Origin of the sequence: Rothia nasimurium (genome assembly GCF_035916755.1) — a bacterium.
Taxonomy (GTDB): domain Bacteria; phylum Actinomycetota; class Actinomycetes; order Actinomycetales; family Micrococcaceae; genus Rothia.
Genome location: NZ_JAYWIX010000006.1, coordinates 125626 through 144135, shown reverse-complemented (window position 1 = coordinate 144135; position 18510 = coordinate 125626). Strand labels below are relative to the sequence as shown.

Genomic DNA, 18510 nt, shown 5'->3' with positions numbered 1-18510 from the left:
CACCGTCTTCCCGACTACTATGTAAGTAGAGCGCAGACCCGCGCACCCAGGTATCACAACGGAGTGACATCCACCCAGCGAAAGGCAAACCCTTGCTCACGAACGATCGTCCAGCCCACTGGTCCGGTAACGAAGACTGGATCAACGAATACTACCGTCACAGCTCAGCTGACGAACTCGAAGGTCTGAGTGACCAGCAGCTAACTAACCTTGCCCAGGCCCACCGCGCCCTGGCAGATCAGCGGGCAGCCGGTGAAGCCCTGATTTCAGTGAGCAACGATGACGCTGGCAGCACTCTCTTTATCGTTGTAGACGACACCAGCTTCCTGGTCTCGTCTATCACCGCTCAGATTGCCGCAAACTGGGGCGGCATTTCAGGGCTCATCCACCCCACCTTTGTTGTAGAACGCGACTCAAACGGCCGCCTGACCAGCGTCACCGGCACCGGCTTTAAGCAGCCCGTAGCAAGCGGTGACACCGTCTCTATGCCTATTTTGCGTGATGCCGCCACCGGCAACATCGGTGCCGGTGCCACCATTGAGTCGTGGATTGCCGTCCGCCTCACCTCCCGCGTTGAAGGTGAAGACGTTACCCGTCTTGAGCGGGAAATCCGCTCCATTCTGATCGACGTACGCCGCGCAGCCCGTGACAACGATGCCATGGCCGCCCGCACCCTCGACATCGCAGAAAAACTGGGCGAACTCACCGACGTTACCCTGGGTGGGGCTGCCCACTACACCGGCTCCATCAACTCCGACGCCGACCCCATGACCCGCATCGAATCGGTCCAGGAATTCCTGCGCTGGCTCACCCGCGGCAACTTCCTCTTCATGGGCATCAAGGAGCGCGACCTCTCAGGTCACTCAGGTGACCTGCTGCTGACCGACCGCGATGGCTCCGGTCTGGGCATTCTGGCCGATACCGGCGAAGGCGCCCCCATCGTCCTCACCGGCCTGGGCCTTGAAAATGCCCGCGACCCCAAGCCCCTCTACATCACTAAGGCCAACTCTCGCTCCACCGTGCACCGCCACGAGTACCTGGACTACATCGGTGTGCGTGACTTTGACCGCTCCGGCAAGATCGTGGGCGAATACGTCATTCTGGGCCTCTTCTCCCGCCAGGCCTACTCCCTGCCCGCCGTTGAAACCCCCATCGTGCGTGAGCGTGTGGCTATTATGCGCCGTCACCTGGGATACCAGCCGGGCTCCCACTCCGACAAGACCCTGGCCGGCATCATTGAGGACTACCCCCGTCTCGAACTTCTCCATGCTGACCTGCAGGAACTTACCGACACCTTCCGCGGCATTATGGGCCTGGAAGAACGCCGTACCACCCGCCTCTTCCTGCGTCCGGACGCCTTTGGTCGCTTCGTCTCCGCCACCGTCTTCCTGCCGCGCGACCGCTACAACACCCACGTACGTCAGCGCCTTGAGGCTGTCTTCCACGAGTTCATCGACATTGAAAGCCTAGACTTCGAGGTCTACCTCTCCACCTCGTCCCTGGCTCGTATCTTCTTCCGTCTACGCCTGACCACCCCTAACACCATTCCGGCCCTGGATGCCAAGGCAATTGAGCGCCGCCTGCAAGAAGCTACCCGCTCCTGGGGTGAGGCAACCGCCGCTGCCGTTGAGACAGCAGCCGCAGGCGAAGGTCTAAGCGCCGAGGACGGTCGTGCAGCTGCATCAGCCTGGTCTGAGGCTGTGCCCATGACCTACCGCGCCGACTACGAGGTAGAAAACGCCGTTGAAGATATCAACATCTTCGAATCGCTCAGCGATGCTCAGCCGGCCGCTATCCGCATGGGGCAGCGCCAGAGCCGCACCCGTATCAAGACCTACCTGGCTAGCGCCCACACCCTCACCGAACTGCTACCCGTGATGCAGAACATGGGCCTGGTCGTTATTGACCAGAAGCCCTACGACATTACTCCTGCAGACGGCCGCAACTTCTCCCTCTACGACTTTGGCGTTGAACTGCCCGAAGGTGTAGAAGCAGAGAAGGTTTCTGCCCTCTACGAAGACGCCCTGAACGCCTACCTGCTGGGCAAGCGCGAGTCCGACAGCCTCGACCGCCTGATTCTGGCAGAAGGCCTGACCTGGGAGCAGGTCCGTGTGCTGCGCGCCTACACCCACTACCTGGTGCAGCTGGGGCAGGTCTACACCGCAGAGTTCATGTCTGACACCCTGCTGGCCTACCCCGCAGCTACCCGTCTGCTCGCCGACTACTTCGCAGCGACCTTCGACCCCGATGCTCAGTTCGCAAGCGACGAGCAGCGCGAGGACGCCCGTGAGCAGGTCTGGCGTGAACTGGGCGGCGTCCTTGACGCCATCCCCACCCTCGACGTGGACCGCTTCATGCGCTCCCTGGCCGCCGTCATGAAGGCGACCCTGCGCACCAACGCCTACCTCGACCGTCCGGCCTTGGCCCTCAAGGTGGCACCCGGTCAGATTGATTTCGCACCCCTGCCCCGCCCCACCTTCGAAATCTTCGTTTATTCACCCCGCGTTGAGGGCGTGCACCTGCGCTTCGGCTCCGTTGCCCGCGGTGGCCTGCGCTGGTCTGACCGCCGCGAAGACTTCCGCACCGAAGTGCTCGGCCTGGTTAAGGCCCAGATGGTCAAGAACGCCGTCATTATCCCCACCGGCGCCAAGGGCGGCTTCTACCCCAAGCAGCTCCCTAACCCGGCCCTCGACCGAGACGCCTGGATTACCGAAGGTCGCGAGTCTTACAAGGTCTTCATCGCCTCCCTGCTCGACGTCACCGATAACCTGGCTATCGAAGCCGACGGCAGCGAAACCGTCGTACGCAACCCCCGCGTTATCGCCCGCGACGGCGACGACTACTACCTGGTTGTAGCCGCTGACAAGGGCACCGCATCCTTCTCAGACACCGCAAACGCCATCAGCGCAGACTACGGCTTCTGGCTGGGCGACGCCTTCGCCTCCGGCGGCTCTGTCGGCTACGACCACAAGGCCATGGGCATTACCGCCCGCGGCGCCTGGGAGTCAGTCAAGCGCCACTTTGCTGAGCTAGGCATCGACTGCCAAACTGAAGAATTCACCGCCGTTGGTATCGGCGACATGAGCGGCGACGTCTTCGGTAACGGCCTCATGCGCTCCCGCGCTACCCGCCTGGTCGCAGCATTCGACCACCGCGATATCTTCCTGGACCCCAACCCCAAGGCCGATGTCGCCTTCGACGAGCGTGTACGCCTTTACAACCTGCCCCGCTCCTCCTGGCAGGACTACAACCCCGAGCTCATCTCAGCCGGTGGTGGCGTCTACTCGCGCGGCGCTAAGTCCATCCCAATCTCTGAGCAGGTACGTCAGGCCCTGGGCCTCGATGAAGGCGTCACCGAAATGGCCCCGCCCGAACTGCTCTCCGCCATCCTTAAGGCCCCCGTCGACCTGCTCTACAACGGCGGTATCGGCACCTACGTCAAGGGCTTCACCGAAACCCACGCCGCCGTAGGCGACAAGGCCAACGACGCTATCCGCGTCAACGGCCGCGACCTGCGCGCTCGCATCGTGGGCGAAGGCGGTAACCTGGGCTTCACCCAGCTGGGGCGTATCGAAGCTGCCCGCGCTGGCATCCTCATCAATACCGACGCCATCGATAACTCCGCCGGTGTAGAGACCTCAGACCGCGAGGTCAACATCAAGATTCTGGTAGACCGCCTGGTCACCGCCGGTGAACTCTCTGCCGAAGAACGCGCAGGCTTCATCGAAGCCCAGCGCGAGGACGTTGGTGCTCAGGTACTGCGCACCAACGTTGAGCAAAACGTGCTGCTACAGGCCGAGCGCCACGGCGTGGTGCCCGGGGTTGAGGCCTACATCCGTCTGATTCACGACCTGGAAGAGAACGCCGGCCTCAATCGTGAGGTGGAATTCCTGCCCACCGACGAGGAAATCCGTGAGCGCTACGAAGCCACCGGTGAAACCCTCAACGGGCCTGAACTGGCCGTCCTAGCAGCCTATGTGAAGATTCACCTGACCGCAGAGCTCGAGAAGACCGACCTGGCGGACGACCCCTACCTGACCCGCGTGCTTACCGAGTACTTCCCACCCGCCCTGGTCGAGCGCTTCGGCCAGCACCTGGAATCTCACCCCCTGCGCAAGCAGATTATCTGCACCCGCGTAGCCAACGAGATGGTCAACCTGGGCGGTATCACCCACGTCTTCCGTGCGGTGGAAGAAACCGGTGTGGGTGTAGACGCCCTGGCCCGAGCCTTCTACGTTTCACGTGAAACATTTGGCATTGGCAACTCTGCACGGTTGCATCGCGAACTCCCTGCTTCTGTTCCCCTGGAAGGCTGGCAGGCCGTCATCAAGGACTGGCAGCGCGTGCTCGACCGCCTGGCCCGCTGGTTTGCAGCTGAACGTTCAGTCGTCGTGGGCACCCCCATCGCCGAGATGATCGAGCGCTTCAAGCCTGTGGCCGAACTCATTCCTTCCCTCAAGGACTACTTCTCCGACGATACCCGCGCCCGCGTCCGCGCCATGCGTGACCAGGCAGAAGCCTGGGGTCTGCCCGAGGAGCTGACCGTCAACTGGATCCGTGAGTTCGAAGCCTTCGCCCTCATGGACGTAGTGCGTATCGCAGAAGCCAACGGCCTCTCCACCGAGCAGGTCGCCCGCGTCTACTACTCGGTCTACGACCGCTTCCAGGTTGACCTGCTACTGACCACCATCTCTAAGCTGCCTCGTAACGACCGCTGGGAGACCCTGGCTCGTTCGTCCCTGCGTGATGACCTCTACGAGATTGCTGCTTCCCTGGCCCTCAACGTCGTCCAGGAAGTTGGTGAGGGCGTGGCTGCCGGAACTGAGAGCGGCGACGCCGCCCTGGCTCGCTGGGTAGAGAACCACCCCGTCCGTATGGGGCGTGTGGACTCCATGCTGGCTGAGATTCAGGACGCGGCCCCCGGCGCCGATGGCCGCCCCCGCCTGGCCGTGCTGCAGGTAGCCCTGCGCACCCTGCGCGGCGCGGTCAGCTAGGCCACACCAATCGGCTACCTATAAGCCCAGAACTACAAAGCTGCCCCCTCACTACGTGAGGGGGCAGCTTTAGTCATCAGAAGAAAAAGTAGGGCTATGCAGCCTTCACCGGCACCCAGACCTGCATCTGAAAATCATCAGCGGACGGGTCGCCCGGCCCATAGGCCTCGAAGACCGGGCCATTGGGCTTAAAGCCTGACGCTGGCAGGAAAGTACCCATCAGGTGGTCCACCCCGGCCATGGTGCTCATGGGCACCGGGCCTTCGACGGTCGTCACCGCGAACTCACCGCCGTCCACCTTAAGGGCGTTGAGGCCCAGAGCCTGCGCGGTTTCCAGGTTCTCCACCAGAATTCCCGCCATGTAGTCGAACTCGCCGGCAGCGTTCATCCCCACAATCACACCCATCGAGTGGACCTCAGGCATGGTCACCCCCCGCGCCTCAGCATGGGCGGTGAGCTTCTTCCAGAGCTCGCCAATGCCGGCGCCCTGCTTCACGGTCTCACGGAAGCCCGCAATAAAGAACTCATCCTTGTGCTCTACACGCGCACCAATCATCGACTACTCCTTAGAAAAATGTGTGTCGGCTCTATTTTAGTCGCCACACCCGCAGCCACAGCCACACGAGGCCTGCTTCGCAGACTTCCCTGACTCGGTAGAGGCCTCCTGCGAAGCCGGTGCAGAACCGTGGCCTCCCATCAGGTTGACCCGGTGGCCAATATCAGGGCCCCCGGCAGGCTTAGGGGTCACCCCTGCCAGCACTGCAGCAAAGCCAGCCGGCTCAGCGGCAGGAACCGTTGCGGGGGCGTCTGCACCACCGGTACCGCAAGCCGCCGCAGCGGCGTTAACCTTGGGCTGCTTCACCTCCCCAAAATGGGAAAAACGGCGGAGCTGCTCAGCGGTGGGATACATATACGACACCTTGACCAGACCCTCCACCAGCAAGATGGGCAGAACCTCTGTCCCGGCCATAGCAAGCTGATCGGCTACCGGCTCACAGTCGGTAAAAGCAGAGGGGTAGGAATCGGTGGAGTAAACAGCAATATCGAGGCCCTTATCGAGCAGCTCCTGCGCTGCTGCCAGGAATGTCTCGCGCTGGGTGTCGCCGGGGTCGTCCGGGTTCTCACCGGCAGCCGGAATGAAAACTTCAAGGGGGGTGCTACCCAGGGTGTCTTGAGAGGGGCGTGCCACTGCTGCTCCGTTCGTTGGTTAGTGTGCCCTACCAGCCTACGCCCGCAGGCGCCCGCAGAAAAGGTCAGGCGGCACACCCCAGTCGGGGCGCACCGCCTGCCTCGCCTTGTCAACGCAGTACAGATGGACTAGTCGCCGATAAAGAACTTGCGCAGGGCTGAACGCAGGCCGCGGTCGTCTTGCTTCTGCTCGTTTTCTTCTGCGGGCTGCTGGGGATCGGCCTGCGCGGACGCCAGCGATACCTTCTTAGCCCGGGCCGCAATGCTGGGCACGGTGTCGGTGTCTGTGCTCTGGTATTCCTTGCGCTCTTCGGGGGTGCCGAAAGCCAGGGTGCCTATTGTGTTAGCGATATTTTTCTGCTCAGGTGAGGCCGGTACGCGGGCAACCCCGGGGTCGATGTCGCGGATATCCTGGGCTTTCTCGCCGGTGGTCACAGGAAGATCGTTGGGGAAGGCCGCAGCCGCGTAGGCGCTTGCCGCCCGGCTCAGGGGGCTGGAGGCAGCCTCGTCCTGCTCCTGCGCGGATGGTGCCGGTAGGGTCTCAGCCTCTGGCTCGATACCTGATTCGGGGGTAGCAACCGACTCTGATGCAGGCTCGTCTGCCCCCGGGGTGGTGGTGAAGAGGCCGGAAGCGTTTTCCGAGGTCGTAGTGGATTTAATAACCACCGGCGCTGCAGGGGCAATCACCGGCTCAGAGCTATTGGCCGGGGTAGGGGTAGGCTCATCTGCCAGGGCGGGGGCTTCATTACTCTCGACGGGCTCTTTGGCTGCGGCAGTCTCAGGCTCGGCCGCTGAGTCGGGGTCGATTTCAGCTAGAACCGCGCGGTAGCGGGCATCGGTGGGTGCAAGCGTCCACCCCAGGAAGCCGGGCAGGGCAAGGGGCTCAACGGTACCCACCCAGGCAATGGTCTGCGCGAGAGCGGACGCCCCTGCTGCGGCCTTGGGAGTAGTCGCGGCGGCTGGGGCGGGGGAGCTGCTGCCGGCGTCCTGACCTACCAGATCACCGGTCACAAAATCTGCCAGCGACAGGGCAACCTGAACCGGCACAGAAGCCTCACCGCGTCTGCGCACGATAACCTGGCCCACGGTGCCCTGGGCGCCAGGTGCCAGGTCAATGGCGTAGAGATGGGTGGGGGAGCTGGCAATTTCAATCCACAGGGAGTGATTGAGGACGGCCTGGACGGTGCCGTCCGTCTTTTCGGGGGCCTTCCAGGGAGCTGAATCGAGGGTGGACGCCCCAAAGTCAGCCTGCGGGGTGGAGGCGATAACGTTCTGCCCGGCGACTTCGGCAACCACGCCGTTGCGGACCAATGCCCGATAGAACTTGAGTTCAGGGGTGAAGGTGAAGCCGCGCTGCTTCTCTTCGGCTGCGACCTCGGCGGGGGAGTAGCCGGAGTTGTGCCCGCGGGCGAGCAGGGCAGAGCGCAGCTGCAGGCCGTTGTTTGAGACGGACTGAGTGGGGGCGGACGGCTGGGGGGCCTCGTCCTGCTCTGTTGCGGGGGCCGCGGTGGGCATCTGCTTGACGATGGCCTGCCCGCCGGGGGAGGTGGTGATACGTACCGTGTAGGAGCCCTTAAAGTGGCCTGCCTGCGCTAACTCAAAGGCTGCTACTGTTGCGGCCTGGGCGAAGTCAGCGGGAGCGCTTGTGCCCAGTGCGCCAGTGATGGTGGCGACGGGTGCTTCAACGGTTGTCCCGTGAACGGTGAAGCGAAAATCCAGGGGCTGCTGGTGCGAATTTGAGTACCACTGGGTGAGGTGGGAGAGAGCTAAAAGGTGCGGGGGGAGCTCGGAGTGCGAATCAAAACTCATGGTCTCTATTTTTGCATGATTCATAGGTTACTGGTTGGTAACTTACCGGGTGACGGCGGGCTATTCGCAGCAGGAGGGGTGTTCCTGCCCTCACCCGGCAGAGGGGTAGCGGGGCGGACGCCGGTAGCCGGGTGTGTGGGTGGTAAGTGGGCGGGGCGATGGGGATAGATGGGCAGGGTTTCTATCACCGGATATGTCTTGACTAAAGAGTGCAATTATCTGACTCTGGAGTTCAAAAGAAGTTAGTTCAGTAGACTTAAATAAGCAGTATGATGAATGGTTTGAATTAATCCATAAAAATAGGCTAATAATTTACCTATATAGAAAATTTAGATATGTTGTTTCTATTTGTTGCGGTGCGATTCTGAGGAGTTCTGGAAGGCTTATTCATAAGGGCAGTGGAGCAGGCTCACAGCGAAGCTGCTGGCTCGGATGGAGTGAGCGGGTGCGAGTTAGCGAGCACGCAGGAGCGAACGGAATCTGCTGGGCTTCATCCAGCATGAGCCTGCGGAACCCCTTATGAATAAGCCTCCACTATTATCCGCCGCGGTCTTGTGCGCGGCGCAGCCTAGGCTGCACCTGTAGTTGTGGCCACCGCAGCGGTTCCTGCCTGCGCAGCTTCATTTACCTGCTCTGGTGCCCGGTTGACGGCACTGAGGTCTCCTTTATCTACGCCATTGACGGTGACTGCACTACTTCTACCACCTGCCTCATTCCTGCGGATGTTTCGATGTAGGCCGGTACCGTTCAGTGGTTAGCTCATACTGCTATAAATCAACGCGGTATTAAGGCAGTAAGTTTTTTTAAATAGGCAGCCCACCCAGGCTGCCTATTTTTGTATTTGGTTCTGTTCTTGGACTAATGAACCCCCAACGTGGCACTCAGCCCCGTCAGCAGGGCTGAGAGGCCGATGGTGAAGGCTTCATCCTGAGGGGTGTTTCCCAGCGATTCGTAGGCCTCTGCCATGGTGGGGCGCTCGGCCGCATGGTCACCGGGGTTAAAGATGTCCACTGGCGCATGTACATCCATTGCTGCCCCCAGCAGGAAGGCCTCGATCGCCTCTACGGTGAGCAGGGCCTGTCTGGGGCTCATGCCGAAGGCGGTAAAGGCAGAAGTTACTTGCTCATACATGGCCAGGGTTGCAGGTGCCCTGCGCACCGGCGTCACTGCCAGCGTCATTACGACCGCAGGTGCTACTGAAAAAGCCTGACGGTAAGACGTGGCCCACTGCTCGGTGGCTTCGATCCATAATGTTCTGGCTCTCAAAGTGCTGATGTTTTCACTGCGAATCTGTTGGGCAGCATTCTGGAGTGCCTCGGTGTCGATTCCCTGTGCTACGTGGTCTGAAATTGCAGCTAGTACTTCATCACGTGATGTCACATGGTTGTAGAGGGAAGATGGTGCTACGCCCAGTGCCCGTGCCAGCTTTGCCATGGTGAAGTCTCCTTCTGTGGCCATGAGGCGCTGGGCGGTTTCGGTAATTTTGTCTGGGGTAAGTAAGGACGCGCTTGGTCGGCCAGCATTGCGTGGTGCAGTGGAGTTGGGGGTCATGGGTACAACGGTAGCACTGTGTGGGAGAGGGGTTTGGTGGAGCGAGCTTAAGTTTGGCCTTGCATATTTTCGTAAGGTACTTCACAGGTCTTAGGGTTCAAGCTACACTAAAACGAACGGTATTCGTTTAGTGTAGCTAGCGCTGCAGAAAGGCTGGGCACCATGGCTCCCCAGGAAATTACCCGCGATGTCGTCATTATCGGCGCAGGCCCCTCGGGCCTTACCGCCGCCTACCGTCTGCAGCAGGCCGGGCACTCGGTTGCCGTCCTTGAAGCCCGCCACCGCGTCGGCGGCCGCACCTGGAACGGTGACCTTGACGGCGCCTTCATTGAAATCGGCGGCCAGTGGGTATCCCCCGATCAGACCGCCCTTAAAGCCCTGCTGGAAGAGCTCGATCTCAAAACCTTCTCCCGCTATCGCGAGGGTGACTCCATTTACAAAACCCTCGATGGTCAGGTCAAGCGTTATTCTGGCGATATCTTCCCCGTTGACGAAGCCACCAAGGCTGAGATGCTACGCCTTATCGACATGATGGACGAGATCGTCGCTGAAGTTGGCGCCGAGGCCCCCTGGGCTCACCCCCGCGCCAAGGAACTCGACTCAGTCAGCTTCCGTGAATGGCTCAAGACCAAGACCGATAACGAAGAGGCCCTCAACAACATCTCCCTCTTCATTGCCGGAGCTATGCTGACCAAGCCCTCCCATGCTTTCTCAGCCCTGCAGGCTATTCTCATGGCGGCCTCCGCAGGTGCCTTCTCCAACCTGGTTGACGAAAACTTCATCCTCGACAAGCGCGTGCTCGGCGGTATGCAGAAGGTCTCACTCACCCTGGCCGAAAAGATTGGCCACGAGAACATCATCCTGGGGCACCCCGTGCGCGTGCTGCGCTGGCAGGAGGAGGGGGACTACCCCGTCCTGGCTGAGGCTGAAGACTTCACCGAGGACGGCGTCGCCAACCCCGACGGGGCCGTGAAGGTCCGCGCCAAGTACGCCATCATGGCCGTCCCGCCCAACCTCTACTCCCGCGTCTCTTATGTGCCCGCCCTGGACCGCCGCCAGCACCAGATGCACATGCACCAGTCCCTGGGCTTGGTCATTAAGGTGCACGCTGTCTACGACCGCCCCTTCTGGCGCGACAAGGGTCTTTCGGGCACCTCCTTTGCCTGTGACAACCTGGTGCAGGAAATCTACGACAATACCAACTACGACCCTGCCACCGGTCAGGAAGAAGAGCGCGGCACCCTGGTTGGCTTTGTCTCTGACGAAAAGGCCGACCGCATGTTCACCCTCTCGGCGGAGGAGCGCAAGCGCACCATCCTCGAATCCATGGCAGAGATGCTGGGTGAAGAGACCCTGAACCCCATTCGCTACTACGAATCCGACTGGGGAGCCGAAGAGTGGACTCGCGGTGCCTACGCCGCTAGCTTCGACCTGGGCGGCCTTTCCCGCTACGGCGCCTACCAGTCGGACCCTGTTGGCCCCATCCACTGGTCCTGCTCCGACCTGGCTGCCGAGGGCTACCAGCATGTTGACGGCGCGGTTCGTATGGGCGAAAAAACTGCCGCTATGATTAGCGAAAAACTCAAGGGATAAAACATGCGTTACGTTGTTGGTTACTCACCCTCGCCCCGGGGGCGGGACGCGCTCAACCTGGCGGTTGCTCTCGCTTCATCGCTGGGGGCTGAGCTCGATGTAGTCTATGTGCTCAAGCAGCAAAACCCGCGCCTAGCTGCCCCGCGCTCTAACTTTGGTGCCATGTTGCAGGAGCAGGCTGTGGGCTGGCTGGAAGAAGCCCAGCAGTGGGTGCCCACTAGTCTTAAGGCCCGTTTCCACCTGCGACAGGCGGAGTCTACCGCAGCCGGGTTGATGGAGTTCGCTGGAGCTATCGGGGCCGGTGCCATCATTGTGGGTGGCGCTAAGACCGGTGGCTGGCTCTTCCACTCCATCGGCTCGGTGGGTAACGCGCTGCTACACCGCTCGTCGGTGCCGGTAATTCTTGCGCCCCACAACTATGATGCCTCCACCCGTATCACCCAGTTTGACTGTGCCGTTTCCCCTGATATCGACTCGATTGGCCTGGTGGAAGAGGCGGTGGCTACCTGCAACCGCACCGGCCTTGCGGTGCGCCTGGTGTCCCTCATTGAGGACGCCACCGCCGACGGGGCTGCGGCCCGTGAGGCTGAAGAGGGTGTTCGGGACCTGCTGGAGCAGTCCTCCCTGGCACCCGAGCGTCCTGATCTCATTACCGTTGCCGTGGGGCACGGTGCCAGCGTGCCCGAGGCTGTGGAGTCTGTGGATTGGTCCGCCGGATCTGTGCTCATGGCTGGCTCGTCTAAGCTGGCCCAGCGCGGCGAGCTTTTCTTGAGCTCCAACACCGCAAAAATTCTGACCCGCCTGCCGATTCCGCTGGTGGTTGTTCCGCGCGATTATTCGCCAGGACGCCGTGGCTCGGCTCAGGAGCCCTGGACCGGCTCAATTCCCGTAGTGGGCCGCTAGTTCCTCATAGGTGCGCGTGCGCCGCACTGCTCGTTACCTGCCCACCGGGTGGGTGCCGGGCGGTGCGGCGCATGCTTCGTTCTGGGGTGCTGCTGTGTAAAAACTTGGTTACGCACTTCACAAGAACTACTTAAGGTTGTAATCTAACTAACTAAACGAATGATGTTCGTTTTCTTGTTCTGCTTGCAACCTCTGAAGGTGATAGTGAAAAGGAGTCAGCGATGACCCAACCCCCAGCTACCCCGGGCGCCCACCCCCACGGCTCTGTCGATGTCAGTGCCGCCAACAAAAAAGGTCTCTCCTCGGGCAACGTCACCCTCTTCTCCTCCATCATCATCGGCATCTCCGTCGTCGCCCCCGCCTACTCCCTCTCGGGAGCCCTCGGCCCCGTCGCCGCCGAAGCCGGCATCTATATGCCCGCCATGTTCCTCATCGGCTTCATCCCCATGCTCCTGGTCGCCATCGGCTACCGCGAACTCAATGCCGCCATGCCAGATGCCGGAACCACCTTCACCTGGACCACCAAGGCTTTCGGCCCCTACGTCGGCTGGATGGGCGTCTGGGCCCTGCTGGTCGCCACCATCCTGGTGCTCTCTAACCTCGCCGGTATTGCCGTCGACTTCTTCTACCTCTTCCTCTCCCAGGCTCTAGGCAGCCCCGACATTGCAGACCTTGCCGCTAACAACCTGGTCAACATCGCAACCTTCCTCGCCTTCATGGCCTTCGGTTGCTACATCACCTACCGTGGCCTGGACGCCACCCAGAAACTCCAGACCGTCCTCATCATCTTCCAGCTGATCGTCCTTGCCCTCTTCTCCGCCGTAGCCCTCTACAAGGCTTCCACCGGCACCGGCTTTGCCAACCTGACCTTCAGCCTCGAATGGTTCAACCCCTTCGGCATCGATTCCTTCTCAACCCTGGCAGCTTCCATGTCCCTGGTCTTCTTCCTCTACTGGGGCTGGGACGCCGTGCTCACCATGAACGAAGAAACCGAGGGGAAGCACACCACCAGCGGCACCGCAGCCGTCGGCACTATCCTGACCATCGTCGTCCTCTACCTCTTCCTCTCCGTCGGCACCCTCTCCTTCGCCGGCACCAGCGAGGACGGCCTGGGTCTGGGCAACCCCGACAATCAGGAAAACATCTTCGCTGCCCTTTCCGGCCCCGTGCTCGGCTCCCTGGGCATCCTCATGTCCATCGCCGTCATGGTCGCCGCGCTCGCCTCGCTGCAGTCCACCGCTGTTTCCCCGGCTCGCACCCTGCTAGCCATGGGCTACTACCGAGCCCTGGGCCCCAAGTTTGCCCGCCTGTCACCCAAGTACCAGGCCCCCTCCTACGCCACTATCGCCTCCTGCCTGATTGCCAGCGTCTTCTACGTAGCCATGCGCTTTATCTCCACCTCGGTACTCTGGGACACCATCGCAGCGCTCAGCCTCATGGTCTGCCTCTACTACGGGGTGACTGCCTTCGCCTGCGTCTGGTACTTCCGCAAGACCTCCCTCAAGAGCGGGGCCCGTAACCTCTTCAACCAGTTCATCCTGCCCCTCATTGGCGGCATCATCCTGGTGGTCTTCTTCGCCCAAACCTTCGTTGACTCCATGGACCCCGCCTACGGCTCCGGTTCAGAAATCGGCGGTATCGGCCTGGTCTTCATCCTCTCCCTGGTACTCCTTGCCCTCGGTGTCGCGGTGATGCTCTACCAGCGCTTTAAGCGCCCCGACTTCTTCGTAGGCAGAGTTCCCATGGATATTGAGCACATGCTTGACCTGCCCGAATAATAGCCAGCTCGGGGCGGACGCACGCCCCGGGGCGTGTGAGACAGGCTACCTGACTGGCGGGTAGGGGGCGTAAGATAAACAGAAGGATGGGCCTGATGGTGTGCCCATCACACAGATAGTTCACGAAAGGTGCACACCGGTTATGACCGTAGATGTGAAAGAACTCCTAGCAAAGGTACCTACCGGCCTGCTCATTGATGGCCAGTGGCGAGACGCCTCAAACGGCGAAACTTTTGACGTAGAAAACCCCGCCACTGGTGAAGTCATCGCCACCCTGGCCTCCGCCACCGAAGAAGACGCCCTGGCCGCCCTCGACGCAGCCTGCCGGGCAGAAAAAGAAGCCGGTGAGCACGGCTGGGCCGCCACACCCCCGCGTGAACGCGCAGAAATCCTGCGCCGCGCCTTCGAGCTCGTCACCGAACGGGCCGAAGAGTTTGCCACCCTCATGACCTTAGAGATGGGCAAGCCCTACGCCGAGGCCCTCGGCGAGGTTAAGTACGGCGCTGAGTTCCTGCGCTGGTTCGCCGAAGAAACCCCCCGCCACTACGGCCGCTCCCTCGACATGCCCGAGGGCACCCTGCGCATGATCACCCGCCGCAAGCCGGTCGGCCCCTGCCTGCTGATTACCCCCTGGAACTTCCCCTTGGCCATGGGTACCCGCAAGGTTGCCCCCGCCATCGCAGCAGGCTGCACCATGGTGCTCAAGCCCGCTCGCCTGACCCCGCTGACCAGCCAGTACTTCGCCCAGACCATGCTCGACGCTGGCCTGCCCGCGGGCGTCCTCAACGTCGTCTCTTCCAAGTCAGCAGCCGCTATCTCCGAGCCCATCATGAGCGATTCGCGCCTGCGCAAAGTCTCCTTCACCGGCTCCACCCCTGTCGGCAAGGACCTGCTCAAGAAGGCAGCTGAGAACGTGCTACGTACCTCCATGGAACTCGGCGGCAACGCCCCCTTCCTCGTCTTTGAGGACGCCGACCTCGACCAGGCCGTCGCCGGCGCCATGGCCGCCAAAATGCGCAATATCGGCGAAGCCTGCACCGCCGCCAACCGCTTCATCGTGCACGAATCCCTGGCCGAAGAGTTCTCTCAGAAGTTCGCCGAAAAAATGGGCGAACTCAAGGTTGGCAACGGCCTGGACGAAGGCGTCACCTGCGGCCCCCTGGTTGAAAAGAAGGCCCAGGACTCCATGGTCGCCCTCGTCGAGGACGCCGTCGCCAAGGGCGCCCGCGTACTCACCGGCGGCGAAAAGGGTGAGGGAGCAGGCTACTTCTTCAAGCCCACCGTGCTCGTTGACGTGCCCCTCGACGCCCGCGTCGCCCGCGAAGAAATCTTCGGTCCCATTGCCCCCATCTTCACCTTCAAGGACGAATACGAGGCCTACGAGCTGGCCAACGACACCGAATACGGTCTGGCCTCCTACGTCTACACCGAATCCATCGACCGCCTCTACCGCGCCAGCGACCACCTAGAGTTCGGCATCATGGGTTTCAACGCCGGTGTAGTCTCCAACGCGGCTGCCCCCTTCGGCGGCGTCAAGCAGTCCGGCATGGGCCGCGAAGGCGCAGCCGAGGGCATCGACGAGTACTCATCCATCCAGTACATCGGTCTGCGCGACCCCTACGCTAACTAAAGCCCCAAACCCCGCGGATGCCCGCCCCGGCACCGTAGCGCCAGCACCGGCGTCCGCACCCCAACTTTTTGTAGTTACAAGAAAATCCATCACTAAAGGAACCCTCCACCATGGCCGACATCGCCTACCGCCTACCCCAGCAGATCAACCTCAACGGCGCCGTCCCCGGCCCCAAGTCCGCTGAACTGGCAGCCCGCCGCGCCGCCAATGTGCCCGCCGGCGTAGCCTCCACCCTGCCCGTATATGCAGCGGACGCCGACGGCGGCGTCATCGTCGACGTCGACGGCAACTCCTTCGCCGACCTCGGCTCCGGCATCGCCGTCACCTCCGTCGGCGCCTCCGCCCCCAAGGTCGTTGAAGCCGTGCGCGAAGCAGCCACCCACTTCACCCACACCTGCTTCATGATCACCCCCTACGAAGGCTACGTAGCCGTCGCCGAAAAGCTCAACCAGCTCACCCCCGGCGACTTCGACAAGCGCACCGTGCTCTTCAACTCCGGCGCCGAAGCCGTAGAAAACGCCGTCAAAATCGCCCGTGCAGCCACCGGCCGCAACGCCGTCGTCGTCTTCGACCACGCCTACCACGGCCGCACCAACCTCACCATGGCCCTCACCGCCAAGGCTGCCCCCTACAAGAAGGGCTTCGGCCCCTTTGCGCCCGAGGTCTACCGCGCCCCCATGAGCTACCCCTACCGCGACGGTGATCTGGGTGGTAAGGAAGCAGCCGCCCGCGTCATCGACATGATCGAAAAGCAGATCGGCTCAGAATACGTCGCCGCAATCCTCATCGAACCCATCCAGGGCGAAGGCGGCTTCATCGTCCCCGCCGAAGGCTTCCTGCCCGAGCTGGTTACCTGGGCTCGTGAAAAGGGCATCGTCTTCATCGCGGACGAAGTCCAGGCAGGCTTCTGCCGCACCGGCAGCTGGTTCGCCTCCGACCACGAAGGCATCGAACCCGACCTCATCACCACCGCCAAGGGCATCGCCGGCGGCATGCCCCTCTCCGCCGTCACCGGCCGCGCCGAACTCTTCGACAAGGTCCAGCCCGGCGGCCTCGGCGGCACCTACGGCGGCAACCCCGTTGCCTGCGCCGCAGCCCTTGCCACCATCGAAACCATGGAAGAGTGGGACCTCAACGCCCGCGCCGCCCGCATCGAAGAAATCGCTCGCGAAAAGCTCGGCCCCCTCGTCGACGAACTCGACATCATCGGCGAAATCCGCGGCCGCGGCGCCATGTTCGCCGTTGAATTCGTAGCAGACTCCGACTCCAAGGAACCCCACGCCACCGCAGCCAAAGACATCGCAGCCGCCTGCGCCGAACGCGGCGTCCTGATTCTCACCTGCGGTACCTACGGCAACGTCGTGCGCCTGCTACCCCCGCTGACCATCAGCGAAGAGCTCCTGGGCCAGGCCCTGGACATCTTCGTGGAAGAAATCCGCAAGGTTGCGGGGAACTAATTACCTGTTTTGTACGGGCAGGGCAGATGCCCTTATGCCAGGAAATACCCTCCGCCAGGCTGACCTTCTCGTAGCTCGCCCTGGGGCTCGCTACGATTCACGTCAGACCCAGCCAGCCTGGCTTTGAGGGTATTTCCCGCCCGGGGGCTGGCCCCATATCCAGCTTGTTGAGTTGTATTTAGGGGCGTCCGTACCGCACATACCCACAAACACAAAGGAGCTAAACCCATGAGCTACCGACTTGAAGACCCCACCACCGGCGAGGTGCTCGAAACCTTCGACACCCTCACCGACGAGCAGGCTACCGCGGCAGTAGAGCGCGCCCACGCCGCCTACCTGGACTGGCGCACCACCAGCGTCGAAGAACGCGCCGCTATTGTTAATCGCATCGCCGAACTCTTCGAAGAGCGCAAGCAGGAGCTGGCTGAAATCATCTCCCAGGAAATGGGTAAGCCCATCTCAGAGGGCGTTGAAGAGGCCGAGTTCTCGTCCGCTATCTTCGCCTACTATGCCGGCATTGCCGCCGACCACCTTGCGGACGAGCCGATTCCCTCTGAGGCGGAGAACTCTGAGGCATACATCCAGCGCAAGCCCCTGGGTGCCCTGCTGGGTATCATGCCCTGGAACTTCCCCTACTACCAGGTCGCCCGCTTTGCCGCCCCCAACCTCATGCTGGGCAACACTATCGTGCTCAAGCACGCCGAAATTTGCCCCAAGTCTGCGCTCGCCATTGCCGAGATTATGAAGGACGCCGGGCTGCCCGAGGGTGCCTACGAGGCAGTTTTCGCTAGCCACGACCAGATTGAGACCATGATTGGCCACCGCCACATTCAGGGCGTCTCGCTCACCGGATCCGAACGCGCTGGCGCCATCGTTGCCGGTATCGCCGGGCGCAACCTCAAGAAGGCAGTGCTCGAACTGGGCGGCTCCGACCCCTACATCGTGCTCGATACCGACAACGTCGCCGAAGCCGCCGCCACCGCCTGGGGCTTCCGTATGTACAACACCGGTCAGGCCTGCAACTCCAATAAGCGCATGATTGTCATGGCCGACATCTATGACGAGTTCGTCGCCGAACTGGTCAAGCTGGCTGAAGCCATGAAGCCCGGCAAGCCCGCCGAGGCGGACGAGACCACCTACATGGCCCTCTCCTCCCGCTCAGCAGCCGAAGGACTCAAGAAGCAGCTCGACGAGGCCGTTGCCGCCGGTGCCACCCTGCGAGCCGGTGGCCAGCTGCTGGACGACAAGAGCGCCTACCTCTCCCCGGCCGTCCTCACCGACGTGCCGGTCGGCTCCGAGGTCTACTACCAGGAGCTCTTCGGCCCCGTCGCCACCGTCTATCGGGTAGAGAGCGACGAGGAAGCCATCGATCTGGCCAACAACACCCAGTACGGCCTGGGCGGTGCCGTCTTCTCGCAGGACGAGGCCCGCGCCCGCCGCCTGGCCCAGCAGATTGACACCGGCATGGTCAACGTCAACACCCCCGCTGGTGAAGGCGCCGAAATCCCCTTCGGTGGCGTCAAGAACTCCGGCTACGGCCGCGAACTCGGCCCCTACGGCATGGACGAATTCGTCAATAAGCGCCTCTACTTCGTCCAGAAGTAAGG

Annotated in this window: 11 protein-coding genes; 7 read left to right on the top strand and 4 right to left on the bottom strand. The window is 62.0% G+C overall.

Annotated elements, in window-relative coordinates:
- The first annotated feature begins 92 nt into the window (after positions 1-92).
- Positions 93-4994: an NAD-glutamate dehydrogenase gene (locus VSX42_RS07965; protein WP_326503782.1), complete on the top strand. Its 4902-nt coding sequence runs from the start codon at positions 93-95 to the stop codon at positions 4992-4994.
- Between the two features lie 94 nt (positions 4995-5088).
- On the opposite strand, the gene VSX42_RS07960 is transcribed toward VSX42_RS07965, so the two are convergent.
- The 4 genes from VSX42_RS07960 to VSX42_RS07945 all read right to left on the bottom strand — a co-directional run bounded on the left by VSX42_RS07960 (position 5089) and on the right by VSX42_RS07945 (position 9425).
- Positions 5089-5550, bottom strand: coding sequence for a GyrI-like domain-containing protein (locus tag VSX42_RS07960; RefSeq protein WP_135013458.1), 462 nt, complete (start codon positions 5548-5550; stop codon positions 5089-5091).
- A 36-nt stretch (positions 5551-5586) separates the two neighbouring features.
- Entirely contained in the window at positions 5587-6183 is a 597-nt protein-coding gene (locus tag VSX42_RS07955) for an arsenic metallochaperone ArsD family protein (protein WP_326503781.1), read from the bottom strand.
- Positions 6184-6311: 128 nt separating this feature from the next.
- Entirely contained in the window at positions 6312-7991 is a 1680-nt protein-coding gene (locus VSX42_RS07950) for a hypothetical protein (RefSeq protein ID WP_326503780.1), read from the bottom strand.
- Between the two features lie 858 nt (positions 7992-8849).
- The gene (locus tag VSX42_RS07945; protein WP_326503779.1) at positions 8850-9425 is read right to left on the bottom strand and encodes a TetR/AcrR family transcriptional regulator C-terminal domain-containing protein; all 576 of its coding nucleotides are present in this window, start codon (positions 9423-9425) and stop codon (positions 8850-8852) included.
- Between the two features lie 279 nt (positions 9426-9704).
- Here VSX42_RS07945 and VSX42_RS07940 point away from each other — a divergent pair, with 279 nt between their 5' ends.
- The 6 genes from VSX42_RS07940 (at position 9705) to VSX42_RS07915 (ending at position 18508) form a co-directional block, all read left to right on the top strand.
- Positions 9705-11135, top strand: a complete 1431-nt coding sequence (locus tag VSX42_RS07940) for an NAD(P)/FAD-dependent oxidoreductase (RefSeq protein WP_326503778.1) — start codon at positions 9705-9707, stop codon at positions 11133-11135.
- 3 nt (positions 11136-11138) lie between these two features.
- The gene (locus VSX42_RS07935) at positions 11139-12038 is read left to right on the top strand and encodes a universal stress protein (protein WP_326503777.1); all 900 of its coding nucleotides are present in this window, start codon (positions 11139-11141) and stop codon (positions 12036-12038) included.
- Between the two features lie 221 nt (positions 12039-12259).
- Positions 12260-13816, top strand: a complete 1557-nt coding sequence (locus VSX42_RS07930) for an APC family permease (RefSeq protein ID WP_326503776.1) — start codon at positions 12260-12262, stop codon at positions 13814-13816.
- A 142-nt stretch (positions 13817-13958) separates the two neighbouring features.
- The gene (locus VSX42_RS07925; protein WP_326503775.1) at positions 13959-15446 is read left to right on the top strand and encodes an NAD-dependent succinate-semialdehyde dehydrogenase; all 1488 of its coding nucleotides are present in this window, start codon (positions 13959-13961) and stop codon (positions 15444-15446) included.
- Between the two features lie 110 nt (positions 15447-15556).
- Positions 15557-16903, top strand: coding sequence for a 4-aminobutyrate--2-oxoglutarate transaminase (gabT, locus tag VSX42_RS07920; RefSeq protein WP_326503774.1), 1347 nt, complete (start codon positions 15557-15559; stop codon positions 16901-16903).
- 228 nt (positions 16904-17131) lie between these two features.
- Positions 17132-18508 (top strand): NAD-dependent succinate-semialdehyde dehydrogenase, encoded by a 1377-nt coding sequence (locus VSX42_RS07915; RefSeq protein ID WP_326503773.1) that lies wholly within the window; start codon positions 17132-17134, stop codon positions 18506-18508.
- Positions 18509-18510: the final 2 nt, after the last annotated feature.